The sequence below is a fragment of the uncultured Streptococcus sp. genome (genome assembly GCF_963521865.1).
Classification (GTDB): Bacteria; Bacillota; Bacilli; order Lactobacillales; family Streptococcaceae; genus Streptococcus.
The window spans coordinates 47,103-73,318 of sequence record NZ_CAUQWY010000004.1 but is presented as its reverse complement, the minus strand read 5'-3'; the positions used below and the strand labels follow the sequence as shown (position 1 = coordinate 73,318).

At 41.7% G+C, this 26,216-nt stretch carries 31 protein-coding genes; 3 read left to right on the top strand and 28 right to left on the bottom strand.

What is annotated here, in order from left to right:
• Nucleotides 1–37: 37 nt before the first annotated feature.
• Genes glmM through cdaA form a run of 3 tightly spaced genes read right to left on the bottom strand, consistent with a single transcriptional unit; the run spans nucleotide 38 to nucleotide 3,038 of the window.
• Entirely contained in the window at nucleotides 38–1,390 is a 1,353-nt protein-coding gene (gene glmM / locus RWO85_RS02425; RefSeq protein ID WP_219966877.1) for a phosphoglucosamine mutase, read from the bottom strand.
• A gap of 24 nt (nucleotides 1,391–1,414) precedes the next feature.
• Nucleotides 1,415–2,194, bottom strand: coding sequence for a CdaR family protein (locus RWO85_RS02420; RefSeq protein WP_314413766.1), 780 nt, complete (start codon nucleotides 2,192–2,194; stop codon nucleotides 1,415–1,417).
• Nucleotides 2,181–3,038, bottom strand: coding sequence for a diadenylate cyclase CdaA (gene cdaA, locus RWO85_RS02415; RefSeq protein WP_314413764.1), 858 nt, complete (start codon nucleotides 3,036–3,038; stop codon nucleotides 2,181–2,183). The genes RWO85_RS02420 and cdaA overlap by 14 nt, the downstream gene beginning before the upstream one ends.
• Before the next feature lie 138 nt (nucleotides 3,039–3,176).
• Here cdaA and RWO85_RS02410 point away from each other — a divergent pair, with 138 nt between their 5' ends.
• Nucleotides 3,177–4,145 carry an NAD(P)/FAD-dependent oxidoreductase gene (locus RWO85_RS02410; RefSeq protein ID WP_314413761.1) on the top strand — a complete coding sequence of 323 codons (969 nt, stop codon included), beginning with the start codon at nucleotides 3,177–3,179 and terminating at the stop codon, nucleotides 4,143–4,145.
• A 601-nt stretch (nucleotides 4,146–4,746) separates the two neighbouring features.
• Here the strand turns inward: RWO85_RS02410 and whiA are convergent.
• The 17 genes from whiA to rplK all read right to left on the bottom strand — a co-directional run bounded on the left by whiA (nucleotide 4,747) and on the right by rplK (nucleotide 18,822).
• The gene (gene whiA, locus RWO85_RS02405; protein WP_314413758.1) at nucleotides 4,747–5,658 is read right to left on the bottom strand and encodes a DNA-binding protein WhiA; all 912 of its coding nucleotides are present in this window, start codon (nucleotides 5,656–5,658) and stop codon (nucleotides 4,747–4,749) included.
• Nucleotides 5,655–6,632, bottom strand: a complete 978-nt coding sequence (locus RWO85_RS02400; RefSeq protein ID WP_001231075.1) for a YvcK family protein — start codon at nucleotides 6,630–6,632, stop codon at nucleotides 5,655–5,657. The genes whiA and RWO85_RS02400 overlap by 4 nt, the downstream gene beginning before the upstream one ends.
• Entirely contained in the window at nucleotides 6,629–7,519 is an 891-nt protein-coding gene (rapZ, locus tag RWO85_RS02395; RefSeq protein WP_049525013.1) for an RNase adapter RapZ, read from the bottom strand. Before rapZ ends, RWO85_RS02400 begins: the two co-directional genes overlap by 4 nt.
• A gap of 51 nt (nucleotides 7,520–7,570) precedes the next feature.
• A complete protein-coding gene (locus RWO85_RS02390; protein ID WP_001140420.1) occupies nucleotides 7,571–7,951 on the bottom strand; it encodes a RidA family protein in 381 nt (126 codons plus the stop codon).
• 10 nt (nucleotides 7,952–7,961) lie between these two features.
• Nucleotides 7,962–8,549: a ribosome biogenesis GTP-binding protein YihA/YsxC gene (gene yihA, locus RWO85_RS02385; protein WP_000422605.1), complete on the bottom strand. Its 588-nt coding sequence runs from the start codon at nucleotides 8,547–8,549 to the stop codon at nucleotides 7,962–7,964.
• An 8-nt stretch (nucleotides 8,550–8,557) separates the two neighbouring features.
• A complete protein-coding gene (gene clpX / locus RWO85_RS02380) occupies nucleotides 8,558–9,790 on the bottom strand; it encodes an ATP-dependent Clp protease ATP-binding subunit ClpX (protein ID WP_049540859.1) in 1,233 nt (410 codons plus the stop codon).
• Between the two features lie 36 nt (nucleotides 9,791–9,826).
• Nucleotides 9,827–9,997 carry a hypothetical protein gene (locus tag RWO85_RS02375; protein ID WP_000442276.1) on the bottom strand — a complete coding sequence of 57 codons (171 nt, stop codon included), beginning with the start codon at nucleotides 9,995–9,997 and terminating at the stop codon, nucleotides 9,827–9,829.
• Nucleotides 9,997–10,503, bottom strand: a complete 507-nt coding sequence (locus RWO85_RS02370; protein ID WP_050197708.1) for a dihydrofolate reductase — start codon at nucleotides 10,501–10,503, stop codon at nucleotides 9,997–9,999. Before RWO85_RS02370 ends, RWO85_RS02375 begins: the two co-directional genes overlap by 1 nt.
• 130 nt (nucleotides 10,504–10,633) lie before the next feature.
• Nucleotides 10,634–11,152: a Dps family protein gene (locus RWO85_RS02365; RefSeq protein ID WP_314413755.1), complete on the bottom strand. Its 519-nt coding sequence runs from the start codon at nucleotides 11,150–11,152 to the stop codon at nucleotides 10,634–10,636.
• Nucleotides 11,153–11,388: 236 nt separating this feature from the next.
• Nucleotides 11,389–12,903, bottom strand: coding sequence for a choline binding-anchored murein hydrolase LytC (gene lytC, locus RWO85_RS02360; RefSeq protein WP_314413752.1), 1,515 nt, complete (start codon nucleotides 12,901–12,903; stop codon nucleotides 11,389–11,391).
• 33 nt (nucleotides 12,904–12,936) lie between these two features.
• On the bottom strand, nucleotides 12,937–13,695 hold the full coding sequence (gene tpiA, locus RWO85_RS02355) for a triose-phosphate isomerase (RefSeq protein WP_000087893.1): 759 nt from the start codon (nucleotides 13,693–13,695) through the stop codon (nucleotides 12,937–12,939).
• 97 nt (nucleotides 13,696–13,792) lie between these two features.
• Complete coding sequence (locus RWO85_RS02350) at nucleotides 13,793–14,470, bottom strand: DnaD domain-containing protein (protein ID WP_314413749.1); 678 nt, start codon at nucleotides 14,468–14,470, stop codon at nucleotides 13,793–13,795.
• 8 nt (nucleotides 14,471–14,478) lie between these two features.
• The gene (metA, locus tag RWO85_RS02345) at nucleotides 14,479–15,423 is read right to left on the bottom strand and encodes a homoserine O-succinyltransferase (protein ID WP_314413746.1); all 945 of its coding nucleotides are present in this window, start codon (nucleotides 15,421–15,423) and stop codon (nucleotides 14,479–14,481) included.
• A 182-nt stretch (nucleotides 15,424–15,605) separates the two neighbouring features.
• Nucleotides 15,606–16,118 (bottom strand): adenine phosphoribosyltransferase, encoded by a 513-nt coding sequence (locus RWO85_RS02340; protein ID WP_314413743.1) that lies wholly within the window; start codon nucleotides 16,116–16,118, stop codon nucleotides 15,606–15,608.
• A gap of 86 nt (nucleotides 16,119–16,204) precedes the next feature.
• Nucleotides 16,205–16,963 (bottom strand): class I SAM-dependent methyltransferase, encoded by a 759-nt coding sequence (locus RWO85_RS02335; RefSeq protein WP_314413795.1) that lies wholly within the window; start codon nucleotides 16,961–16,963, stop codon nucleotides 16,205–16,207.
• Nucleotides 16,964–17,499: 536 nt separating this feature from the next.
• Nucleotides 17,500–18,189 carry a 50S ribosomal protein L1 gene (gene rplA / locus RWO85_RS02330; RefSeq protein WP_001085675.1) on the bottom strand — a complete coding sequence of 230 codons (690 nt, stop codon included), beginning with the start codon at nucleotides 18,187–18,189 and terminating at the stop codon, nucleotides 17,500–17,502.
• A 207-nt stretch (nucleotides 18,190–18,396) separates the two neighbouring features.
• The gene (gene rplK, locus RWO85_RS02325) at nucleotides 18,397–18,822 is read right to left on the bottom strand and encodes a 50S ribosomal protein L11 (RefSeq protein WP_001085807.1); all 426 of its coding nucleotides are present in this window, start codon (nucleotides 18,820–18,822) and stop codon (nucleotides 18,397–18,399) included.
• Between the two features lie 131 nt (nucleotides 18,823–18,953).
• On the opposite strand from rplK, the gene RWO85_RS02320 reads away from it, so the two are divergent.
• Nucleotides 18,954–19,145: a hypothetical protein gene (locus RWO85_RS02320; RefSeq protein WP_314413739.1), complete on the top strand. Its 192-nt coding sequence runs from the start codon at nucleotides 18,954–18,956 to the stop codon at nucleotides 19,143–19,145.
• Here the strand turns inward: RWO85_RS02320 and ldcB are convergent.
• The 3 genes from ldcB to RWO85_RS02305 are packed head-to-tail and all read right to left on the bottom strand — an operon-like array spanning nucleotide 19,142 to nucleotide 21,370.
• Nucleotides 19,142–19,858: an LD-carboxypeptidase LdcB/DacB gene (ldcB, locus tag RWO85_RS02315; RefSeq protein WP_314413736.1), complete on the bottom strand. Its 717-nt coding sequence runs from the start codon at nucleotides 19,856–19,858 to the stop codon at nucleotides 19,142–19,144. The genes RWO85_RS02320 and ldcB overlap by 4 nt on opposite strands.
• Before the next feature lie 2 nt (nucleotides 19,859–19,860).
• The gene (locus RWO85_RS02310; RefSeq protein ID WP_314413734.1) at nucleotides 19,861–20,331 is read right to left on the bottom strand and encodes an HIT family protein; all 471 of its coding nucleotides are present in this window, start codon (nucleotides 20,329–20,331) and stop codon (nucleotides 19,861–19,863) included.
• 1 nt (nucleotide 20,332) lies between these two features.
• Complete coding sequence (locus RWO85_RS02305) at nucleotides 20,333–21,370, bottom strand: M42 family metallopeptidase (RefSeq protein WP_314413733.1); 1,038 nt, start codon at nucleotides 21,368–21,370, stop codon at nucleotides 20,333–20,335.
• A gap of 99 nt (nucleotides 21,371–21,469) precedes the next feature.
• Here RWO85_RS02305 and RWO85_RS02300 point away from each other — a divergent pair, with 99 nt between their 5' ends.
• On the top strand, nucleotides 21,470–21,595 hold the full coding sequence (locus RWO85_RS02300) for a hypothetical protein (RefSeq protein WP_261061026.1): 126 nt from the start codon (nucleotides 21,470–21,472) through the stop codon (nucleotides 21,593–21,595).
• 25 nt (nucleotides 21,596–21,620) lie between these two features.
• On the opposite strand, the gene brnQ is transcribed toward RWO85_RS02300, so the two are convergent.
• The 5 genes from brnQ to RWO85_RS02275 form a co-directional block, all read right to left on the bottom strand.
• A complete protein-coding gene (gene brnQ, locus RWO85_RS02295; RefSeq protein WP_314413732.1) occupies nucleotides 21,621–22,946 on the bottom strand; it encodes a branched-chain amino acid transport system II carrier protein in 1,326 nt (441 codons plus the stop codon).
• 171 nt (nucleotides 22,947–23,117) lie between these two features.
• Nucleotides 23,118–23,405, bottom strand: coding sequence for a rhodanese-like domain-containing protein (locus RWO85_RS02290; RefSeq protein WP_314413731.1), 288 nt, complete (start codon nucleotides 23,403–23,405; stop codon nucleotides 23,118–23,120).
• Nucleotides 23,402–23,992 carry a uracil-DNA glycosylase family protein gene (locus tag RWO85_RS02285; RefSeq protein ID WP_314413730.1) on the bottom strand — a complete coding sequence of 197 codons (591 nt, stop codon included), beginning with the start codon at nucleotides 23,990–23,992 and terminating at the stop codon, nucleotides 23,402–23,404. Before RWO85_RS02285 ends, RWO85_RS02290 begins: the two co-directional genes overlap by 4 nt.
• A 53-nt stretch (nucleotides 23,993–24,045) precedes the next feature.
• Entirely contained in the window at nucleotides 24,046–25,446 is a 1,401-nt protein-coding gene (gene pepV / locus RWO85_RS02280; protein WP_314413727.1) for a dipeptidase PepV, read from the bottom strand.
• 13 nt (nucleotides 25,447–25,459) lie between these two features.
• On the bottom strand, nucleotides 25,460–26,065 hold the full coding sequence (locus tag RWO85_RS02275) for a nitroreductase family protein (protein WP_314413726.1): 606 nt from the start codon (nucleotides 26,063–26,065) through the stop codon (nucleotides 25,460–25,462).
• Nucleotides 26,066–26,216: the final 151 nt, after the last annotated feature.

The window sequence follows — 26,216 nt, the reverse complement described above, 5'->3', positions numbered from 1 at the left end:
TACCATAATTTTTTATTTTCATCTAGTTTTCTAGGATTTAGTCAATCCCGATTTCAGCTCGAACTACGTCTGCGATGGTATCAACATAGTAGTCAACTTCTTCTGTTGTAGGCGCTTCTGCCATAACACGCAAGAGGGGCTCTGTTCCACTTGGACGAACAAGGATACGGCCATTCCCTGCCATTTCTTCTTCCATCTTCTCGATGATGGCCTTGATAGCTGGCACTTCCATAGCCTTTTCCTTCATGGTATTTTCCACTCGGATATTGACTAATTTTTGTGGATAGATAGTTACTTCTGCTGACAACTCTGACAAGCTCTTACCAGTTTCCTTCATGATTTTAGTCAATTGGACGGCAGACAATTGACCATCACCTGTTGTATTGTAGTCCATCAAGATGACGTGACCAGACTGTTCACCACCAAGGTTGTAGCCTGATTTTCTCATTTCTTCAACAACGTAGCGGTCTCCAACTGCAGTGACTGCCTTGTTAATGCCTTCACGGTCCAAGGCCTTGTGGAAACCAAGGTTGGACATCACAGTCGTCACGATTGTATTTTGGGCCAATTGTCCTTTTTCAGAAAGATATTTCCCGATGATGTACATAATCTTGTCACCATCGACGATGTCGCCATTTTCATCAACAGCAATCAAACGGTCACTGTCTCCATCAAAGGCCAAACCGATAGCTGAACCGCTTTCTTTGACCACTGCTTGAAGGGTTTCTGGGTGTGTAGAACCAACATTAAGATTAATATTAAGACCATCTGGTGTTTCCCCGATAACCGTCAATTGAGCACCAAGATCAGCGAAAATCTGACGGGCACTGGTAGAAGCGGCACCATTGGCTGTATCCAAAGCCACTTTCATTCCTTCAAGTGGCGTTCCAGTTGAAACCAGATAGCTTTCATACTTACGCAAGCCTTCTGGATAATCTACCAAGGTTCCCAAGCCTTCAGCACTTGGACGAGGCAGAGTATCTTCGGCAGCGTCTAGCAAGGCTTCAATTTCTGCTTCTTTTTCGTCATCTAGTTTGAAGCCATCACCACCAAAGAACTTGATTCCATTATCAAGGGCTGGGTTGTGGCTAGCAGAGATCATGACACCTGCACTTGCTCCCTCTGTTTTGACCAAGTAAGCTACTGCTGGCGTAGCAAGGACACCAAGTTTGTAGACGTGAATCCCTACTGAAAGGAGACCTGCCACCAAGGCTGATTCTAGCATTTCTCCTGAAATACGTGTGTCACGTCCTACAAAGACTTTCGGTGCTTCCGTTTCATGCTGACTAAGAACATAGCCTCCAAAACGTCCTAGTTTAAAGGCCAATTCTGGCGTTAATTCTACGTTAGCTTCTCCACGGACTCCATCAGTCCCAAAATATTTACCCATTTTTATAAAATCCTTTTTCTATTTTTAATTCGTTTTTGAACTAGTTGCTTTCGTTGACGAAGATGTCTCCGACGAACTACTTGCACTTGAATTTGATGTGCTTGAACTTGGTGTCACAGGTTTTGTAGTGACCTTCATTGTTGTGTCAAACGGAGTGATAACCGCTGGTAAGACAACACCATTGCGGTCGATTGCCTGCAAAGGTACTGAACCACTGTAATTACCTGTTATGCGTTCGCTGGTTGGTAAAAGCGCAATAACTTTGTCAATCTTAGCTAATGTTTCTTGGTCAGTTGTGACAGAAACTCGTTCATTTGACACGGTTACACTATCAATTTGTAGTTTGGAATCAATCTGGCTTTGGTCAACTTGTGGCACAACAAGCATCCCATCTCGCTTAACCTTCTTCCCAACTTTCACTGTAATCTTTTGAGGCGTTGCCACAGCGGTCAATCCACTTGGAAGATTTTCAATATTCAAGGGAACTTCAATCGTTCCAACACTGGCATCCGTCAAATCCGCTGTGACCTTAAACTTACGAGTACTTTCCTGCATTTCGCTAGCCAAAGTCACACGATTAGCACCTGTCAGCACAACTGAAACTTCTGAAGCAAAACCACTAATAAAGTATTGACTATTATCATAATGAATGTCTATAGGAACATTTGCTACCGTATTGGTGTAGGTTTCTGATTTAACCTGCCTTACAGTATTGTTATTTTGAAAATTAGTCGATGTTGCATAGATGAATAAGACACAAGCAAAAAAGAGAGATGAGATAATATATAAGCTATTTTTTCTCATTTTTCCAACCTCCTAGCAAACGGTCCCTGAAACTGACTTTTTCCTCAACGGCTGGCAAAAGAATTCTTCTTAGCTCTGCTTCAAATTCTTCAATCGTCAAGTCATGCTTAAAGACTCCGTTGTAGGTAATAGAAATACCACCTGTTTCCTCTGAGACGATAAAGGTCAAGGCATCGGACACTTCTGATAAACCGATAGCCGCCCTGTGTCTGGTTCCAAATTCCTTGGAAATCCCTGTCCTTTCTGTTAAGGGCAGATAGGCAGAAGTCACCGCAATCCGATTTTCTCTGATAATCACAGCACCATCATGTAGGGGAGTGTTGGGGATAAAGATATTGATGAGGAGTTCAGCCGAAATATTGGCATCCAAGTGAATCCCTGTCGCAATGTATTCTTGCAAGGTCCGAACTCGTTGAATGGCAACCAAAGCACCGATCTTACGAGGGCTCATATATTCAACCGACTTGACAAAGGCACGAATCATTTGCTCTTCTGCACTAATTTGAGTAGTAGAAAAGAAATCTGTCGCCCTTCCCAAACGTTCCAAACCAGTCCGAATCTCTGGAGAGAAGATAACAACCGCAGCAATAACTCCGTAGGTGATAATCTGATTAATCAACCAAGAAATCGTTGTTAAACCAAGGATATTGGCCACAACCTGGGCTAATACAAAGATCACGACCCCACGCACCAAAATCATAATCTTGGTGCCAGCTATCGCTTTTGTAAAACGATATAAAATATAGGCCACAATCAAAATATCAAACACATTGATGGCAATACTCCAAGGACTAGAAAACAAGCTAGTCCAATATTGCAGATTGGATAATTGTTGAAAGTTCATCTGCTGTCTCCTCTCTGTCCAAACACGTTCCTTTCTATTATACCATTTTTCTGACATTTTTTTCCCTATCCTACTTCATTTTAAATTAAAGAAAAAATATGATAAAATAAACTGACTAGAAAAAACAAAGGAGAAACCATGTCTCAACTCTATGATATTACCATTGTAGGTGGTGGTCCTGTCGGGCTTTTTGCAGCCTTCTATGCACATCTACGCCAAGCCAAGGTCCAAATCATCGACTCCCTTCCCCAACTAGGTGGACAACCTGCTATTCTCTATCCTGAAAAGGAAATTTTAGACGTCCCAGGTTTCCCAAACCTGACTGGAGAAGAGTTGACTAACCGTCTAATCGAGCAATTAAATGGCTTTGATACCCCTATTCATCTCAACGAAACGGTTCTTGAGATTGAAAAACAAGAAGAAGGATTTGTCATCAGAACTTCTAACAGAAGCCACCTGTCTAAAACAGTTATCATCGCTATGGGTGGCGGTGCCTTCAAACCACGTCCTCTGGAACTAGAAGGCGTTGAAGGCTATGAAAATATCCACTACCACGTTTCCAACATTCAGCAATATGCTGGTAAGAAAGTGACGATTCTTGGTGGGGGAGACTCAGCTGTGGATTGGGCTTTGGCTTTTGAAAAAATCGCACCAACTACCCTTGTTCACCGCAGAGATAATTTCCGTGCCTTGGAACACAGTGTCCAAGCTTTGCAAGAATCATCTGTAAACATCAAGACACCATTCGTCCCTAGCCAACTCCTTGGAAATGGAAAAATGCTTGATAAACTTGAAATCACAAAAGTTAAATCTGATGAAACAGAAATGATTGACCTAGACCACCTCTTTGTCAACTATGGTTTCAAATCCTCTGTCGGTAACCTTAAAAACTGGGGCCTTGACCTCAACCGCCACAAGATTATCGTCAACAGCAAACAAGAATCTAGCCAAGCTGGAATCTACGCTATCGGTGACTGTTGCTACTATGACGGAAAAATTGACTTGATTGCGACAGGGCTTGGAGAAGCACCAACCGCTGTTAACAACGCCATCAATTACATCGACCCTGAGCAAAAAGTACAACCAAAACACTCTACTAGTTTATAAAAAAGAACCACGAGTCACATAGGATTCGTGGTTTTATAGTTCATCTACAATCTGATCAGCTCATACCTTTTCCCTTCTTTTTCAAAAATCAAAAATGTCCTATCAAATTGATAAAGCATGTGATATAATAACGACGGCACTAACAATACGCCTTGGAAAAGGAGGTATTACAGATGCTAGAACTTCTCAAAATAGTACTTATCGCAGTCATCGAGAGTATTATCTCATGGCTGGTGACTCGTTGGTTAGACGATCACTTCGACAAGTAATACTCTTCGAAAATCTCTTCAAACCACGTCAGCTTCGCCTTGCCGTACTCAAGTACAGCCTACGGCTAGCTTCCTAGTTTGCTCTTTGATTTTCATTGAGTATAACCTTCCTGGTTAGTGCTATCTAACTCAGAAAAAAATCCCCTCGGTATTGCAGTACCGAGGGGATTTCTGTTAGCACTAAAATGCTAGAACTTCTCAATTCCCCTTTATTATCTCACATACTCTATTCAATTGTCAAGAAACAGGTTGATATTTTATAAGTTAGCGATATCAAGCCATTAGAAAAATAGAATCAACCAATCACACTGATAATTCAAAGGGGAATATCGTTATAATTCATCGGCTATCTTATTGATTTTTCTGAGTCTGTGGTTGACACCACTTTTGGTCAGAGGGGTGCTGAGGCTATCTGCTAACTGCTGGATAGAGTAGTCTGGATGTTGAATCCGCAGCTGCGCCACTTCCTGCAAATCCACTGGCAGATTTTCTAAGCCCATGATATCTTTAATTTTGCTGATATTGTTGATAGTCTTCATGCTGGCAGAAACTGTCCGAGCTATATTCGCCGTCTCGGCATTATTAGCCCGATTGAGATCATTACGGGTTTCTCGTAAAATCTTAACCCGCTCAAAATCATCACGCGCCTGCATGGCTCCAATGACAATCAAGAAGTCCATAATATCTTCAGCACGCTGGAGATAGGTCACAGCTCCCTTCTTGCGCTCAAGCACCTTGGCATCCAGTAAAAACTGCTGAAGAAGAGAGGCAAGCCCTTGCGCATGGTCCAGATAAACAGAACTGATTTCCAACTGGTACTTACCCGATTCAGGATCACGAATGCTCCCATTTGCCAAGAAAGCACCACAGAGATAAGCACGACCCGATTCCTCATCCGATAAAATCGCCTCGTCAATACCTGTTTCCAGGCCAAAGAAAGAGTCTGCCAAGTGCAAATCACTCAACAAGTCCTGCACTTTTTCGTCTGTAAAAACGGTATAGACCCGATTCTTACGAAGATTACTTCTTTGGTGGTGGCGAATTTCTGATTTGATTTCATAGAAATGAAGAAAGGACTCGTAGAGGTGACGAGCCAGTTTGGCATTTTCTGTCACGACAGACAAGGTCAGGCCCGAGGTCGAAAGACCGATGCTACCAGACATCTTGATAATGGCAGATAATTCATGCCGGCTCAGATGGTGCTGACTCAGGATTTCTTCTTTTACTGCTACTGTGAAACTCATTTTCTCACCTGTATAATGCGCATCAACTCGTCCACTATCAAATCCCCATCGTGGAAGGCACCCCCATTTTCCAGACGAAGGAAGTTGGATGAAATCACGCGCGGAACTTGCTTACAAAGACCAGCAAAATCATGTTCCACCTGCACCAAGTATTCATCAAAACGGTTGGAATTCATGTATTCCTGTGGTACTTTTTCGATATTTACCAAGACAGTATCGATAAAAGGTCGGCCAAGATGACGATGCAAGACTTCCACGTGGTCACTATCTGTAAAGTGTTCCGTCTCCCCACGTTGAGTCATGATATTGCAGACATAGGCAATTTCTGCCTTGGTTTCCAAAAGCGCCTGCCCGATTTCTTTAATCACGATATTAGGTAAAATCGAGGTAAAGAGTGAACCAGGTCCAAGGACAATCATGTCACTTTCAAGAATGGTCTGCACCACTCGACGGCTAGCCAGAGGCGTATCATCGTTGAGAGTATTGGTCACATAAACATGGTCAATCATGCCTGGATGGTCTGCAATATGGCTCTCTCCAGCCACTTCTGTCCCATCCTGAAAGACTGCATGCAGGGTCAAAGGATGGTCACTGGAAGGATAAATCTTCCCTGTTGTATGGAAAAATTTGCTCAGTAACTGCATGGCATTATAGGTTGAACCCTGCATTTCTGACAGACCAGCTATAATGAGATTGCCCAATGGATGGCCAGCAAAGGCTCCAGCATCTTCTGAAAAACGATACTGAAAGACTTTCTCATAAAACTTAGGCATATCCGACATGGCCACGAGAACATTACGGAGATCACCTGGCGGTGTCAATTGTTGCATATTTTTTCGAAGTTCACCTGATGAACCGCCATCATCTGCCACCGTTACAATAGCAGCGATTTCCACATCTTTTTCACGCAGACTTTTTAGAATGACGGGGATTCCAGTCCCTCCACCAATCACCGTTATCTTTGGTTTTCTCATGAACGGTTTACCGTTTCCTTTCTTCGGTCTTTGTCTCGATGCCCTTCATTAACAGGCCAATTCTTGGATAAGTCCTGCGCCAAGCGTTTGGCAAAGGCCACACTACGGTGTTGTCCACCTGTACAACCCATGGCAATAGTCAAAACAGACTTCCCTTCCTTTTGGTAACTTGGCAAAATCGGCTCAATCAAAGCCAACAAATGTTGATAAAAGTCTTCTGACTCAGGATGATTCATGACATAGTCATAAACTGGTTCATCCACACCCGTTTGGTTTCTCAGTTCTGGTAGGTAGTAGGGATTTGGCAAGAATCGGACATCAAATACCAAGTCTGCATCAATCGGGATTCCATATTTAAAACCAAAAGACATGACTTCGATACGGAAAGACTGGGCTTGTTCTTGATCTGAAAACTGCTCTGCAATGGTTTTACGCAGCTCACGCGGAGTGAGTTCAGTTGTATCCACCACATTTTGACTCATATTTTTTAAAGGTGCCAAGAGCTCACGTTCCAGCTTGATTCCATCCAAAATCCGTCCATCTGCAGCTAATGGGTGACTCCGTCTGGTTTCCTTGTAACGCGCGACCAATTCCTTATCAGCTGCATCCAAAAAGAGGATTTTAAAATCCAAATCATCTTGATTTTCCAACTCATCCAAAACAGCTTGAATCTCTGAGAAGAAAGAACGGCTACGCATATCCACTACCAAAGCCAACTTATGGTCGTCTTCCTTTGTTTCAACCAACTGCAAAAACTTAGGCAAGAGGGCTGGCGGCATATTATCAATAGTAAAATAACCCAAATCCTCGAAGGACTGAATAGCAACTGTTTTTCCTGCACCACTCATTCCTGTCACAATCACCAAGTGAAGTTGTTTCTTTGTCATCTTTTTCTCCTTATATCAAAAGAAGTTTGGAAACACCAAACTTCAACTAGCTTATCCAATCTCTGCGATGACTTCAATTTCGACTTTTACATCACGAGGAAGACGAGCTACCTCCACAGCTGAACGAGCTGGAAATTCCTCCTTAAAGGCCGTTTGGTAAACCTCATTAAAAGGAACAAAGTCGTTCATATCGCTCAAGAAGCAAGTTGTTTTGACAACATGGTCAAAATCTGTTCCTGCTTCAGCCAAAATAGCACCGATATTTTTTAAGACTTGTTCTGTCTGTTCTTGGATCGTTTCTCCAACGATTTCCCCAGTTTCAGGAGAGAGGGGAACTTGACCACTAGCAAACAAAAGGTTGCCAACGATTTTTCCTTGAACATAGGGTCCGATAGCCTTTGGAGCTTTGTCTGTATGAATTGTTTTTGCCATTTTCTTTTCCTCACAATTTTTCTAAGATTGCATCCCAAGCCTCATCCATCCCTGCCTTGCTGACAGATGAAAAGAGGATGAAATCGTCACTTGGGTCAAAGTTTAATTTCTTTTTGATTGCTGATTCATGCTTGTTCCACTTGCCACGAGGAATCTTGTCCGCCTTGGTCGCCACAATGATGACTGGAATCTCATAATACTTGAGAAATTCGTACATCTGCACATCATCTGCTGACGGGTCATGACGAAGGTCAACTAGACTGACAACCGCACGGAGATTTTCCCGAGTTGTCAGATACTCCTCAATCATGCGCCCCCACTTTTCACGTTCCTTTTTGGAAACGCGGGCATAGCCATAACCAGGCACATCCACAAAGCGCATCTTGTCATCAATGTTAAAGAAGTTAAGAAGCTGAGTTTTACCAGGTTTCCCCGATGTACGAGCCAGATTCTTACGGTTCAGCATGGTATTGATAAAGCTAGATTTACCAACATTTGAACGTCCTGCTAGAGCAATCTCTGGCAGTTCATCCTGCGGATAGTGGGATTTATTAGCCGCACTGAGCAAGATTTCAGCATTGTGTGTATTAAGTTCCATAGTCACCTCTAGGCTGTTTCTAGGATTGGTTTATCCGTTCCATCGACAGCTTCTTTCGTAATGCGGACCAATTTTACATTTTCCTGACTCGGTACTTCAAACATGACGTCTAGCATGGTTTCTTCAATAATGGAGCGAAGACCACGCGCACCAGTTTTACGTTCGATGGCTTTATTAGCAATCTCTTGAAGGGCCTCGTCGTCAAATTCCAACTCGACATCATCATAAGACAGCAAGGTTTGGTATTGTTTGACCAAGGCATTTCTTGGCTCTTTCAAGATGCGAACCAAGTCATCAACCGTCAATTGCTCAAGAGCAGCAAAGACTGGCAAGCGTCCAATTAACTCTGGAATAATACCAAATTTTTGAATATCTTCTGCGATGATTTCTTGCATGTAGGAGCTATTTTCGTCAATCGCCTTATTGTTTTGACCAAATCCGATGATTTTTTCACCCAAACGTTGTTTGACAATTTCTTCAATGCCATCAAAGGCACCACCCACGATGAAGAGGATATTTTTAGTATCCACTTGAATCATCTCTTGTTGCGGATGTTTGCGTCCACCTTGAGGCGGCACGCTAGCAACAGTTCCCTCGATAATCTTGAGAAGGGCTTGTTGCACACCTTCACCAGAAACATCACGTGTGATAGACACGTTCTCGCTTTTCTTGGCAATCTTGTCAATTTCATCCACATAGATAATCCCACGCTCTGCGCGCTCAATGTTAAAGTCAGCAGCCTGCAAGAGTTTGAGGAGGATATTTTCCACGTCCTCACCCACATAACCAGCCTCAGTAAGAGCTGTTGCATCCGCAATCGCAAAAGGCACATTTAAGCTCTTAGCCAAGGTCTGGGCAAGGAAAGTTTTCCCTGAACCAGTTGGGCCAATCATTAAGATGTTTGACTTCTGCAAATCCACATCTTCTGACTCTTCACGCGTATCGTGGAAATTGATGCGTTTGTAATGGTTGTAAACTGCTACTGCCAAGGCACGCTTGGCACGATCTTGACCAATTACATAGTGGTTCAAGATATGGAGGAGTTCGATTGGTTTTGGAACTTCTGACAAGTCTGCCAAGACTTCTTCCGCCAACTCCTCACGAATAATTTCCTGGGCTAACTCCACACATTCATTACAGATAAAGGCGTTGTTCCCAGCGATTATTTTTTGTACTTCTTCTTGGCTTTTGCCACAAAATGAGCAATAAACCATCATATCATTATTCCTATTTGTAGGCATGATTTCCTTCCGTTCTATTCTATACTGTCATTCTATCTAAAATAAGGTCATGTAAAAGGCATGAATACTATTGACCAGATTGGTAAAGGCATTTAACCAAAGGAGGATAGAAAGCCCGTAACGCTTTTTACGAAAAGCCTGTGCTCCTGCCAGAAGGCAGATGAAACACAGAAAAGCCGTGAATAAACCAAATAAACTCCGTTCCATTAGACTTCCTTTCTCTTGCGATATTGGATGGTAAAATCATAAGGATTCTTCTCATCTTTGGCGTAAAATTTGCTTGAAACTGTCTCAAAAAGAGATAAGTCAAACTCCTCAGGAAAATAGGTATCTCCCTCCACCCGAGCATGAATTTGAGTGACAATCACTTCATCAAGGTAGGGTTCGAAAGCCTGAAAAATTTGCTTGCCACCGAGAATGTAGAGATTCTTTTCTTGAGCCTGATACCAGTCGAGAACAGACTGGACGTCCTGAAAAGTAGCAACCCCATCTATCTTTTCTTCCGGATTACGCGTCAAAATCAGGGTTTCCCGTTTTGGAAGCAGGCGACGCCCCATTCCATCAAAGGTTACCCGCCCCATCAAGATAGCATGATTCAGAGTTGTTTCTTTAAAGTGCTGCAATTCTGCTGGCAAATGCCAAGGCAGACGATTGTCCTTCCCAATCACACCCTCTTCATCCTGGGCCCAAATAGCTACGATTTTCTTAGTCATGCTTCCATCCTTTTCACTGATAGTACTATTTTATCAAAAAACTAAAAAAAAGACTGGTTTGGAATAGCTTACAAAATAGAAAAAAATCTGTAAGAAATTTCCTACAGATTTATCTATGTTGCCTTGTTTCTTACAAACCAGGTGCTTGTCCAAGTTCTGCGGCAAGCATCCAGATTGTTTTATCAGTTTCAGTCTTAGCGTCTGCAAAGATACCGTTTGTCACATCGTCACCTTCTTCGTCAGTCACATCCAAACCTTTTTGGAAAAGTTCTGACAAGTAACGGTAGATAGCAAGAACACGTTCCAAGCTTTCTTCAACATTACGGTATTCACCAGCTTCTTCTTCGATTTCACTGTTTTGAAGGAATTCTGTCAAAGTTGAGTAAGGTTTGCCACCAAGTGTAATTAAACGTTCGCTGATTTCATCCAAGTGACCATCAAGAGTATCCATGTACTCATCCATTTTTGGATGCCATACAAGGAAACCACGACCACGCATGTACCAGTGTACTTGATGCAAAGCAACGTGGGCTACGTACAAATCAGCAACAGCTTGGTTCAAGACTTCCTTTGTTTTTGCCAATGCTACTGGCGCTACTTTTGTCAATGATGTTACGTCTTTTACTGCTTCTTTTTTCAATTCTACCATTTTATTTTACCTCATTCATTATTTTTTGTAACCACTTCTTAATGATTACTACCTTAGTATACTACTAAGGAGAACCAATAGCAAGCCAAAAGACTCACATGAGAAAAGTTGCAATAGACTGATAATTTAAGAATTATTTAGAGATTTTTTGATTAAATTTCATACCCCTTTGCTTCAGTAAAACAAAGAAAAAGAGGATGCAAATTCCTTGCATACTCCTTTCTCAACTTTATATCTTAATACCAAACGCTGACGTCTACACGACCACGAATTCCTTTTAGATAGTCAGATGAAGTATATTGCCATCCTTTTTCTCCTGAATAATGAGGATTATTCCAATCAAGCGCATCTGTATAGGCAGCAACCCAGTTGACATGTTGTAAAATATCTGGATGATTCAAACGAGTTTGCAAAAGTTGACGATAGCTATAAACTTTCACATTTTGATAACCAGCCTGCCTCATTGTTGCCATATACTTATTGATGATCTTGACCCAGGTTCCAGTATCACTTGGAGCTCTCTTTGTTTTATTGACATATTCCCAGTTCTCAACATCATAGTAGATAGGATATGACAAGTTCATCTTGTATTTTTTCAAGAGTTCAATAGTCTGATTGGCATCATTTTCAGCATCAGTTTCATTTTCAGCATAAGTATAGAGGTAAACACCATAAGGAATTCCAAGACGGTTTAACTCCTTGATATTATAAGCCAATTCCTTGTCCTCAGTTCCACTGTAGCCCAAACGAACAATGACTCCATCTACTCCATTATCGTCGATGACTTTTTTCCAGTCACTGATACGACCATTGTGCTCACTGACATCAATAACTTTTTTTACTTGATCAGTCCCAACTTGTTCTTCACGATGGTTAAAGAAATAACGTCTGCCATTTCGGTGAACCCAGCCAACATTCAAATCTTTCTTTTCTTTTAACTCACCTGAGTCAGAAAAAATATAGCGAGCATCATTCATGACTAATTCACCAGTCGCCATAGCACCACTTTCTGTCAAATAGTAGTTACCCTGCCACTCATCTTTAGCCATGTAACCCCACTTCTTGAAATAATACCACTTTCCGTCTACCTTTTGCCACTCTTGATTTGCATAAGAACCATCAGACTTGAGATAGAAGTAAGACGAATAGGCTGGATCATAAACCCATTCATTTTGCATCATAGCACCTTGAGCATTTAGGAAATAACTTCCCTGCCATTGGCTTTTAGCCATATAGCCCCATTTCTTAAAATAGTACCATTTACCTCCAACAGCGTGCCATTCTTGGTTAGCATAAGAACCATCGGACTTCAGGTAAAACCAATTCTTATAGGCATTATCATAAACCCATTCATTCTTGGCCATATAGCCACCTGATTTTAGGTAGTAATTACCCTGCCACTCATTTTGAGCATAACGGCCATCTGACTTAATATAAAACCAAGCCTTATAGTAGTTATCAAAAATCCACTCACTCTTCGCTTTGGAACCATCAACCTTTACATAATAGTCCCCATCCCAGTGGGCAGAAGCATTGGTCTTTACTCCTTCGCTCGTTTGAGTTTTATTAGAAGACTGATTTTGCTCTGAACTACTTGAAACTGTCGTTGTATCCTGCGAAGTTTTTGAAGCTTCGGTTTCATTTGCAACGACATGGTTAGTTGCCAAGCCGAGTAAACAGATACTTGCTAATCCAATTTTTCCAATCTTTGTTTTCAATCTTTCCTCTCCTATAAAAAATGGAACAAGCATTTGAATGCTGTTCCACCTAGCTTTTGCTACTGATTATTTTACAAAGTCAAGCAAAGCCAAGAAGCTTTCTGCTTCAAGTGACGCACCACCTACAAGGGCACCGTCAACGTCTGGACAAGCCATGTATGAAGCAACGTTTTCAGGTTTAACAGAACCACCGTATTGAACACGAACTTTGTCTGCAACTTCTTGACCAAAGTCAGCAGCTACAACGTCACGAACAACTTTACACATTTTTTGTGCGTCGTCTTGTGAAGCTGATTTACCAGTACCAATAGCCCAGATTGGCTCATAAGCGATAACTGATGCAGCAACTTGTTCAGCAGTCAATCCAGCCAATGCAGCAGATACTTGAGCACCTACAAATTCAGCAGCTTTACCAGCTTCGTAAGTTTCAAGTGATTCACCACAACAGATGATTGGAAGCATACCGTTTGCAAAGATTGCTTTTGCTTTTTTGTTGATATCTTCGTCAGTTTCATGGAAGTAGTCACGGCGTTCTGAGTGACCGATAACAACGTAGTCAGTACCGATTTCTTTCAAAACTTGTGGGCTAGTTTCACCAGTGAAAGCACCTGCATTTTCAAAGTAGCAGTTTTGAGCAGCAACTTTAAGGTTTGAACCTTTAGCAGCAGCAAGAACAGTTGTCAAATCAAGAGCTGGAGCTGCGATACCTGCTTCAACAAGATCTGATGAAGGAAGTTTTGATGCAACTGCTTCAACGAATGCTTTAGCTTCTTCTGGATTTTTGTTCATTTTCCAGTTACCAGCGATAAATGGTTTACGTGACATTTCACATACCTCTTTTTTCAATTTATTTTCTATTTATTTTATCACAATTAGACACAGCTTGCAAATCTTACTCGGATTTCAAGCCTGCTTGTAACGATCAATCCTTCCAGAGATCCATAGCATTTCTGAAATCTGCAGATACCTGTGTCAACTGAGGATTGCTGGCTTCTCTTTCTGCCCTCTTAGCCTCGATTTGAGCCACACTCTTGATTCCTTCATGGCGCCAATTTCTCAAAATCGCCTGAATATACTTCCAGTTTGGTTTTCCATTCAAAACAGCTTCACGAAGAGCCTCCTTAATCAAGTCAGCACTGGTTCCATCTTCCTTTAGTGTCTTGGTCAAATCCTCAATTTCAAAAGGAGTCAATAAGCGCCCCAACTCCTGCTGGAAGGTTTCCACCAAATCCTTGAGCTGATTTTGAGGTGTCAACTGGTCTGAACTTGAATGAGCGACTCCAAGCAAGTCATCCAAACGTTCCAAAGCCAAACTAGCATCAAAAAGCAATTCGATTTCACCATTCAATTCAATCGTTCGATACTGAAGCAGTCCCCTTTCCGTCAGATTAGAAATAACCTGATTGACATCCGAAATTTCCTTACCAATCCTTTCAGCAATCTGGCTTGGCGACATTTCATCCAAACCTGTCGTATTTTGCAAATAGAAAAATTGCCAGACTAGAAAATCATCGCTAGAAGGAAAGAGTTCCCTAAAATGCAAGAGCAGGGCACTCGGTAAAACCAAGTTCCCTGATTTAAAAGCGTCTAAATATGTCATAATTCCTCTTATAAATACCCAAATGCGGATGCATCATCTTCTATTTTTCTCCAGTCAAAAGGCGTCTCCTGATAGACCGCATAATTCACCCAGTTACTGAAAAAGAGGGCTGCCGATGAAGACCAACAAAGACAAGGTGTCTGGTTGACATCATCATCCTTAAAGTAATTTTCTGGAATATGTGGGTCGAAACCTGCATCACGATCCCTAAAATACTCTTTTGCCAAAGTATCACGATCATATTCCAAATGCCCAAAACTATAAATTTCTCGCAAATCACGACTGGCCAAAATCGAAACCCCAACCTGAGGACCTTCTGATAAAATCTCGAGATTGGTTTTGTTTAAGATCTCATCCTTAGAAATCTCCGTGTGCCGTGAATGAGGGGATACGTAGCTGTCGTCAAAGCCTCTAAAGAGAAGGTGCCCTTCCTTTAAGGTGTCCTGAGGATAGATACCCGATAACTTACTGTCCATCTGATATTTTTCTACCCCATAGCGCAGGTAGAGCCCAGCCTGAGCACCCCAACAGATATGAAGGGTCGAATAGACATGGGTCTTAGACCACTCAAGCACCTGGCTAAATTCCTCCCAATAGTCCACTTCCTCAAATGGCAAATGCTCAACTGGAGCACCCGTGATGATCATCCCATCAAAATACTCATCCTTGACTTCAGGAAAAGTTTTATAGAAGGTCTCCATGTGCTCTGAACGAGTTGTTTTAGAACGGTGGCTCTCCATATAGAGAAAATCAATATCCAGTTGTAGGGGTGTATTGGCCAAATGGCGCAACAACTGGGTCTCTGTGACCATTTTTTGTGGCATAAGATTTAAGATTAAAATCTTCAAGGGACGGATATCTTGGTGGGCTGCACGTTGATCATCCATGACAAAGATATTCTCTGTCCGTAAAATCTCAACAGCTGGTAATTTTTTATCAATTCGAATCGGCATAACCCTCTCCTAACTGTACTCTTTCAGGAATAATTGCATATGTTTAAAGCCAAATTTCAAACACTTGTTCCTTTTATTATACTGTAAGAAGATATAGTTTTCAATTATAGTTTTTCTCTAACTAGCTATAGTCTATTTTTATATCCTAATGTAGAGAAAACAGCCCTAGGGACTGTTTTTCATTAATAATGCATAAGAACTTTGTAATCGTAGGCACCGATTTTTTCACGGCCGTTCAATTCATCCAATTCAACAAGAAAGGCACAACCTGCTACAACACCGCCAAGTTTTTCAATCATTTCGATAGTTGCCTTAACAGTTCCACCTGTTGCCAAGAGGTCATCTACGATAAGAACACGTTGACCTGGCTTGATGGCGTCAGCATGCATAGTCAAGGTATCAACACCGTACTCTTTTTCATAGTCAGCAGAAATGACTTCACGTGGCAATTTACCTGGCTTACGAACAGGGGCAAAACCAATTCCCAACTCAAAGGCAACTGGACAACCCACGATAAATCCACGAGCCTCAGGCCCTACGATCATATCGATTTTCTTGTCAGTAGCATACTGAACAATTTCACGAACAGCGTAGCTATAAGCATTCCCATCAGCCATCAAAGGACTGATATCACGGAAGGTAATCCCTTCCTTTGGATAATTTTCAATTGTTGCAATGTAATCTTTTAAATTCATCTTTTTCTTTCTTTCAAAGTTTTTTACTCTCTATTATAGCATATTTTTTAAGAAAGAAAAAAGGAAAAGTTAACTTCAATAATTATCTAACGATTTGACGATTTATAACTAGCCATAGCAATAAAACCCAATTTCTGTTTATTCTTAGCAAACATTTTATACATAGTTAAAAACTGCTTTCTATTCTCCTTTTTACATGCATTTACACAAATTTTCAAAGTTCCTAGCCAACCTTCGTCATAAATCATACCTGATAATTTCATTAAGGTCATTTCACCAGTCAATACTTTCACATCACGATAACCTGATTCCATCATCACCTGTTCCCAACCTTCTTGAGTTAAAGGACCTACATTTACATGAATCGCTTGTGACAATTCCTGTCTGACAGACTCTTTAGCTTCCTTAAGAAGTACATCATGTGTCAAGAGAAGACCTCCAGGTTTTAAAACCCTTAGATACTCCATTACACATTTTTTCTTAGCTTGATCGGCTTGCATAGTCAGCATAGCTTCATTTATAACAATATCAAAACTAGCATCTTCATAAGGAAGTTTCATTGCATTTGCTCTTTCAAACCTGATCAAATGACCAACACCTGCCGTTGCAGCAGATTTTTTAGCCACTTCTAAAGCTTGAGCATCCATATCAACAGCAGTTATCTTACAACCAAAACGCTGTGCCAACTCAATTGCTGTAGTTCCTCTATTACACGCAACCTCTAGTATTCTCTTTTCTTTTGAAAATCCTCCTTCTGCAATTAACCAATCTGTGGCACGTTTTCCACCTGGACGTAAGCGTTTTTTCCCCAGTTTTGCTAAAAACTTATGACCTGCTTCTGACATTTGAACACCTCTGTTTTTTTCTTCATTATAACATAAAATGATATTATCTGACAATTCTAATCTATTATTTGATGAACTAGAATCAAAAGCATACAAGTGGCCATGACTATAGTATAATACTCAATGAAAATCAAAGAGCAAACTAGGAAACTAGCCGCAGGCTGTACTTGAGTACGGCAAGGCGACGTTGACGTTGTTTGAATTTGATTTTCGAAGAGTATAAATTTATTATTACCTCTCTAGTTCCAATTCAACTCCTCCCATCATTTACACGTATGGATTACGACTATTTTTTGTACTTTGGAATTGCTCTCATCTTCATCCGCTCTACGAACCTCCACCTTTCTGTTCGTAGAACCACGATTTCGCTATTCCTTCCTCTACCGATTCTTATTTCCAGCGTCAGACTTGAGAGTCGCTAACAGGTTCACTAGTAGATGGTCTCCAAAGAGAACTTGCACCTCAGATGAACGACATGCCGTCGTACCTAAAAAAACGAGCACTTTCGTACTCGTTTTCTCTGTATAAACTACTGATTAAAGTGAGTTTACGTCAACTTTGATACCAACACCTTGAGTAGTTGTGATAGTTAAGTTTGTTACGTAAGTTCCTTTAGCTGTAGCTGGTTTTGCTTTTTGGATTGTTTCGTTGAAAGCTTTGAAGTTTTCAACCAATTTTTCAGCTTCAAATGATACTTTACCGATGATTGCTTGAACGTTACCTGCACGGTCAGCACGGTAAGTGATTTTACCACCTTTAGACTCTTCAACTGCTTTAGCAACATCCATTGTTACAGTACCAGTTTTAGGGTTTGGCATCAAGTTACGTGGTCCAAGGACACGTCCAAGACGTCCAACAAGAGCCATCATGTCAGGTGTAGCGATAACTACGTCGAAGTCCAACCAACCGTCGTTGATTTTAGCAACAAGGTCATCTTCACCAACAAAGTCTGCACCAGCAGCTTTTGCTTCTTCAGCTTTTGCACCACGTGCGAAAACAAGAACACGTGAAGTTTTACCAGTACCGTTTGGCAATACCATTGCTCCACGGATTTGTTGGTCAGCTTTTTTAACGTCGATGTTCAAGTTGTAAGCAACTTCTACAGTTGCGTCAAATTTTGCAAAGTTAGTTTCTTTTGCAAGTGCTACAGCTTCTTCTACGCTGTATGCTTTTGTGCTGTCGATTTTCTCAAGAGCAGCACGAAGTTGTTTGCTTTTTTTAGCCATTTTCTATTCTCCTTGTAAGTGGTTCAATCGATTTTCATCTCCCACGTCACTTCTCGAAATGATGAAGTCTTGCGGGTTTTCAGTCTATTATCTTTCTTTTCCTACGTCGTTAAGTTCCCTTGCTGTACCCAAGTACAAGCCTCAGTCACTTGCCTAGTATGAAAAGCAACTAATAGACTGCTGTGAGATTTTCTACTGTGTTATTGATTAGTCAACAACAGTGAATCCCATAGAACGAGCAGTACCTTCGATCATACGCATTGCAGACTCTACGTTTGCTGCGTTCAAATCTGGCATCTTAGTTTCTGCAATTTCTTGTACTTGTGCACGAGTAACTGTAGCAACTTTAGTTTTGTTAGGTGTACCTGATCCTTTTTCAACACCTGCAGCTTTTTTCAAAAGAACAGCAGCTGGTGGTGTTTTAGTGATGAAAGTAAATGATTTATCTTCGTAAACTGAGATAACAACTGGAATAATCATACCAGCTTGGTCAGCTGTACGAGCGTTGAACTCTTTTGTGAATCCCATGATGTTGATACCAGCTTGACCAAGAGCAGGTCCAACCGGTGGAGCTGGTGTAGCTTTACCAGCAGGGATTTGCAATTTTACAAGTTTTTCGACTTTTTTAGCCATTTTTAAATCCTCCTTTGTGGTTTTGGCGGTAATTAAAGATTTTTACCTCCCACAAGTATGCTTTACACATACTCATCTATTATACACTATTTATCTTGAATTGCAAGAGAAAAGTTTATTTTTTATACTCAATGAAAATCAAAGAACAAACTAGGAAGCTAGCCGCAGGCTGCTCAAAGTATAGCTTTGAGGTTGCAGATAAAACTGACGAAGTCAGCTCAAGACACTGTTTTGAGGTTGTGGATAGAACTAACGAAGTCAGTAACCATACCTGCGGTAAGGCGACGCTGACGTGGTTTGAAGAGATTTTCGAAGAGTATTAATCGACGTAATCTCCGCCTTCAAAGCCATAGTATTCTTCCAAACTGAGACCACTCTCAGCAATTTCTTTAGCTTCTTTTCCTACATAACGAAGGTGCCATTCCTCAGACATATAGCCTGTTTCCTTTTCCTTACCTTTGAGATAACGAACAACAAAGCCATAATCAGCCGCATGGTCCAAGAGCCATTGGGCCGCTTTTTCTTCTGTCACCAAATCACCATTTGTCCCAATCACATCAAAGGCCAAGCCAGTTTGGTGCTCGCTATAGCCAGGACGGGCAGAATAACGGTCGGCAGCTTCTTTCCCATCTTGATTGACATAATCTTGATAGAGCTTGGTCTGAGTTTCATAACTTCTAAAACCACTGTAATGGTCGCTAATGGGAAAACCTGCCTCTTGCATAGCTTTGATGAGTTTGACCAACTCTGCCTTGGCTGTTGGGTTTTCCCCTGGATTGTAGTCCTTAGACAATGGATAGTGTTTATTGGCTACGATGATTTCATCGTATTTTCCTTGGATGCTGTAGTAGTCTCCTTTGTTAACCACTTCTGCTTTTTTCTGGGCAGCTCCTTGAGACTTACTTCCGACTGTTCCATCAGCTTTGGCTGTTTGTTCTGTCTTAGATGCGCCATCTTCATTTTTTGCTTTTTCTTGTGAACAAGCTGCTAGACTCAAGGCTAGCAAGGCTGTCAAGACAAGGTATCTTTTTTTCATTTCTACTCCTTTATTTCTAATAATTTATCTACTTCTGACGATAAACGTTTGACTAATCTTTCAATCTCATCCGATTTTGCTTGGCAGGTTTCTGCTGTCATTTCTTCAAAAGGAACCCACCAGACTGGACCACGTCCATTGAGACCGTGACCATTCATGTCACCTCTTCGTCTAGGAAACAGATGCCAATGAAGATGGGCATCGCCATTTCCTAGCAGTTCGATATTCATTTTCTCAGCAGCAAAGGCCTTGGCAACTGCCTCTTGGACCACACTCATTTCTTCTAGAAAACGGAGTCTTGTCTCCTTTTTCAAATGGTGCAATTCGGTGACATGTTCCTTGGCTAGAAAGAGACTATAGCCTGCAAAATACTGATGGTCTCCAACCACAAGATAGCCTGTTTCCAACTCTTTGACAAAATAGGGATTTTCTCCCTTCTTGATGAGCTCAATTCTCTGGCAAATCAAACACATATTAGTCTACCAATGCGCTCTTAAGATAAGCATCAACCATACGCTCCGTTGCGACCACCGAGTCAATATGAGTACGCTCATAAGAATGGCTAGACTCGATACCAGCACCGAGAAGGGCATGTTTGACTTCTGCACCTGCAGACATAGCCGCTGAAGCGTCTGAACCATAAAATGGATAGATATCCAGCTTAAATGGAATATCTTGCTCTTTAGCCAAAGCAACCAAGTGTTGCCGGAAGTCATAATGATAAGGTCCAGAAGCATCCTTGACACAGATAGACACTGTGTACTCATCTGTTTGCTGATCATCTCCCATAGCTCCCATATCCACAGCCAGATATTCTACCACCTGAGCAGGAATATTAGAATTAGCCCCATGCCCCACTTCTTCAAAGACTGAAAAAGCAAAATGTGTTGTTACGGGCAATTCAATCTTCTCTTCTTTATAAATACGAAGGAGATTGAGCAAAATCGCTGCACTGACCTTATCGTCCAAATGACGAGATTTGATAAAGCCTGTCTCTGTCACGACAGTTCGTGGGTCAAAGCTGATAAAATCACCAACTTCAATCCCCAAGGCACGAGTTTCTTTTTCACTGGTTACTCTTGCATCCAAACGCACTTCCATATTGTCCTGCGTGCGTTCTGCAGTTCCTGCATCCTTATAGACATGGCAAGAAGTTTGGTGGATGAGGATGGTTCCTGATACTTTTTGACCTGTGCCTGCTACGTGAACGGTACAGTTTTCACCTTCAATCATATTCCAAGGAAAACCACCGATACGATCCAGTTTGAGACGGCCGTCTGGTTTGACAGCACGGACAATGGCACCCAGCGTATCCACATGGGCAGTCACATAGCGATGCTCTTCGTCATTTCGACCTTTAATGGTCACATTGACACCGCCTTTGGCTGTACGAACTGGCTGATAACCAAAAGCTTCTAGAGTCTTGACTAAATAGTCCGAAATCTCACGAGTGAAGCCTGTTGGCGACTCAATGGCTGTTAGTTCTTTGATATATTCTACTGTTTGATTCATTTCTTCACCTCTTTTGCTACCTATTATAACACATTTATCATCGGATAAAAAAAGAAAATCACTCCTGTAGACTTGGCCACAAAAGTGATTTTATACTCAATGAAAATCAAAGAGCAAACTAGGAAACTAGCCGCAGGTTGCTCAAAACACTGTTTTGAGGTTGTAGATGGAACTGACGTAGTCAGTATCCTACACATACGACAAGGCGACGTTGACGCGGTTTGAAGAGATTTTCGAAGAGTATTAGTGATTATTCCATTTCAAAAACATCACTTTCTTGCTTGTTCGGTAGAACCAATGAGAGCAAGATTCCGACAATGGCTGGCACCAACCATGGGAGTGATGCCTTAGCAAAAGGAAGAGCGTTGACAAGATTTGCAAGAAACTCAACCTTAAACGAGCTTCCTAGTACGCTTGCAATAGCAATAGCTGTAACAACAGCAATTGTCAACTGCATACCTGGTTTTGAAAGGGCAACAAATTTGTTGACAATGACAATCATAACGATAGCAATCGTGATTGGGTACAAGATAACCAGTACTGGAATGGAGTACTTGATAATCGCATCAAGACCCAAATTGGCAATGGCAAATCCAATCAAGGTAAAGGCTGTCGCATAAACCTTGTAGCTGATTTGTGGGAAGCGTTCATTAAAGAACTCAGCTGTTGACACAATCAGACCAACTGTTGTTGTGAAGCAGGTTACGGTAACCATAGCTGCAAGGAAGAGTTGAGCTGTTGAGCCAAAGATTTCTTGAGTGGCTTGTGACAAGATGTAAACACCTGGTGTTCCACCCTTCATCGCTTCAGCTGGTACTGGGAAATGATTCCCAAGGAAGCCTAAACCGATGTAAAGAGCGCTGAAGGCAAGGGCAACAACGATACCAACAACCCAAATGGTTGAAATGTATTCTTTCTTACTTGAAAATCCAAGTTGTTTCAAGGTTTGAACTGCGATTACACTGAAGGCAACTGAGGCAAGAGCATCCAAGGTATTGTAACCTTCTAGGAAACCTGTCCCAAAGGCAGAAGCTTGATAAGCAGCTGAGGCAGCTTGAGGACTTGTTCCACCATATTTGATAGCTCCCAGAACAACCAAGATGACAATCAAGATTGCAAAGACTGGTGTTAAAATACGGCCGATACGGTCCAAGATTTTAGATGGATTAAGCGAAATTAAATAGGCTGCTGCAAAATACAGAACCGTAAAAACAATCAAACCAAGACCTTTATTGGCATCCGACAAAAGAGGCTTAATCCCTACTTCGTAAGCTGTTGTAGCTGTACGTGGGATAGCAAAGAATGGACCGATTGACAAGTAAAGAACTGAGAGGTAAAGAGTCGCAAACCAGGGCGCTATCTTTGTTGAAATCTCGTAGATATATCCTTTAGGATTTAACGTTCCAATAATCAGAGTCAAGACGGCGATACCGACGCCTGAAAAGACAAAACCTGCGATGGCAGGAAGAAAATGTTCTCCAGATAGAGCACCCAGAGAAGGCGGAAAAATCAAGTTCCCCGCACCAAAAAATATTCCAAACAGGAGTAAACCTGTTAAGGCACCTTTTTTAGCCATGAAAATCTCCTTCATATTTATAAAATACTGACCTAGTATATCATGAATAGGAGTATGAAAAAAGCTTCATGAAGTAAATATTGAATGTTTTCAAGATTCTTAAAAATGAGAATTATCTAAAAATAAAATTCTCCTACCCAGTCCACACCAAGTAGGAGAAAATTCTAATGTTTACAGTTCTTCAAAGGCCATCATGCCACCTTGTACATTGATAACCTCATAACCTTGTTCTGATAAGAATTGGCAAGCACGCGCCGATCTCATTCCAGATTTACAAATAACATAATGTAACTGATCCTTGTCCAACTGATCATAGATATCGGCTAATTGACTCAGAGGAAGATTCTGAGCACCTTCTAAATGACGAGCTTCAAACTCATCCACTTCTCTCACGTCCACTAAAGAAAGTTGGTCGTTTTGGTAAAGCTGGTAAAATGCGTCAAAAGAAATTTCTTTCATTCTTTTTCTCCTAAAATAGTTTTAATTCTTTTTTTCAACTCTGGCACCACTTCTGACTCAAACCAAGGATTTTTGGCCATCCAGATTTGATTTCGCGGTGAGGGGTGTACCAGTGGAAAATAGGTTGGCAAGTAGTTCTGGTAATGTTTTACCCGTTCTGTCACCTTGCTACTGACTTTCTCCTGTAAATAGTAGGCCTGGGCATATTGCCCAATTAAGAGGGTCAACTGAATATCGGGCAATTCTTGCAAGAGCTGCGGATGCCATTTTTCTGCAAAGCCAGTTCTCGGTGGCAGATCACCTGACTTGCCATGCCCTGGAAAGTAGAAATCCATAGGCAAAACAGCAAAATATCCTGAATTGTAAAAGGTATCTTCATCCACACCTAGCCAGTCCCGCAAACGATCACCACTTTTGTCCTTCCAGTAAAGGCCTGCTTCTTGAGTTTTAAGACCAGGCGCTTGACCGATGATATTGATGCGAGCAGTCTTTGGCGCTGCAAAGAGAGGCTCAATGCCGCGCTCTGTATAGGTAGCATTCTGCGGATCTGCCATAATAGCCTGCTTGATTCTTTCAATTTGAGACATCTACTTTCCCTCCAAAAAGAAGTCTAAGCATACAATCTCAGACTTCTATCGTTTTATTTGATCAATTCGTAAATAGCTTCGGCATAGATTGCTGCTGCTCGGAAGAGATCATCCAAGGCGATAAATTCATTGGCTTGGTGCATGGTGTCAATTGAGTCTGGGAACATGGCACCATAGGCAACACCTCGTTCTAGCAAGCGACCAAAGGTTCCACCACCGATGACTTGCTCGTGACCTTTAAGACCAGTTTGTTTTTCATAAACATTCAACAAGGTTTGCACAAGTGGATCTTCCATTGGCACATAGTGAGGGGTATGACCGTGTTCAGAAAGGCTAACAGAAGCAACTGGCAAGTTTTCAAGGATTGACTTGATTTGCTCTGGACTTGTTCCTTTTGGATAGCGGATGTTGAGGGCAATGGTATTATCAGCGCTTGTTTCGTCAAAGCGAAAGACGCCGGCATTCATAGAAAGGGCACCCATCTTTTCATCCACATGAGCAATCTTGAGATTTTCACCCTCATGGTCATTCAAGAGAATCTTACCAGCGATGTCAAGGTAGTCTTTGGCTGGACCAGCAAAGTCAAACTGGCTAAGGAAGAGGGCTAGGTAAGTCGCACCATTGACACCTGAAGCAGGCATAGCACCGTGGGCTGATTTACCAATGATCGTCACCTTGTATTGGCCAGCTTCTTCTTGAATTTCTCCTCTGAGTTTGTGTTCTGCAACAAAGGTGTCTAGTTTAGCTTGCAAGTCAGCCAAATCACCTGAAACGACTGCTGTTGCTGATTCAGGTACCATATTTTCACGTAAACCACCTGTAAAGCTGTGAAGACGTGCTGCACCTGTATTTTCTCCTGCAAAGTGGAGGTATTCCGTGATATTTCCTTTTTCACCATTGATGATAGGGAACTCAGCATCAGGAGAGAAACCGAAGTCTGGTTTTGCAAGTCCTACGTGCTCGAAGTAGTAGTCCATGTCTGCCCAGCCTGATTCTTCGTCTGTTCCGACGATAAAGCGGACTTTCTTAGAAGTTGGAAGGCCTAATTCTTTGATGATTTTCAAGCCATAGTAACAAGCTGTTGTAGGTCCCTTATCATCTGAAGCCCCACGCGCATAGAGACGACCATCTTTGATAGTTGGTGTGTAAGGGTCTGTGTCCCAACCGCTACCAGCTGGCACCACGTCCATATGGGCAAAGATTCCGAGAACTTCTTCGCCATCACCAAACTCAAAATGTCCTGCGTAGTTATCAACATTTTTAGTTGGGTAGCCATCGCGGTCTGCGATTTCAAGGAATTTTTCCAAGGCTTTTACCGGCCCAGGTCCAAATGGATGCTCAGCATCAACCTTGCTATCATCACGTTCTGAGTTGATTTCCAAAAGGCTAAACAAGTCAGCCAAGAGGTCTTCTTTGCGTTTTTCTACTTCTGCTGTAAAATCAATTGCTGTCATTTTTTTCTTCTTCCTATCTTTTCTCGATGATTTCATCTACTGGCAAGCGGTAGCTTGGTTCCAATTTTTCGTCTGTGTAACCCACTGTAATCAAAAGTTCTGGGCGGAAACGGTCTTCAATTTCCAAAACCTCATTGACTTTTGATTTGTCAAAACCAAGGATAAGATTTGATCCGATTCCTTGGTCTGTAAGAGCGAGAATCAAGTTCATGGCAACCAAACCTGCATTGAGGGCTAGGTAGTCGCTGACCTGTTGTTCATTGTAACGTGCAAATTCAGCAGGCAAATTTTTCATGAAGTATTGTAGTTGTTCTTCTGAGAAATTCTTTGCCCCACCGACACGGGCGATCTTGCGAGCGCGTTTGGCAAGGTCTGTATCCATAAACAGGGCAATAGTTACAGGCGCTGATGATACCTGCTCAAAGTTGGAACCATAAGCCAATTTTGCCAGTTCGGCATTTTTCTCACGAACCACCACAAATTTCCAAGGCTGGCTGTTGTGGGCACTTGGAGCCAAGGTTGCAATTTCGATAGCCGTACGCACATCTTTGGGATCCACTGGCTTATCAGTGAAATGCTTGGTCGCATGACGTTTTTTATTTAATTCAAGAAATTTCATAATCGATTTCCTTTTCTAATTCTACTGCTTCCATTCTACCATAATTTGAAAGAGCTTGCAGGGATTTTTCATAGAAAGAAATTGGAACAAGGATAAGCAACCGAATGAAGAAAATCATTTAAATAAGGAAGCCCCTCATCCAGTTCCAATT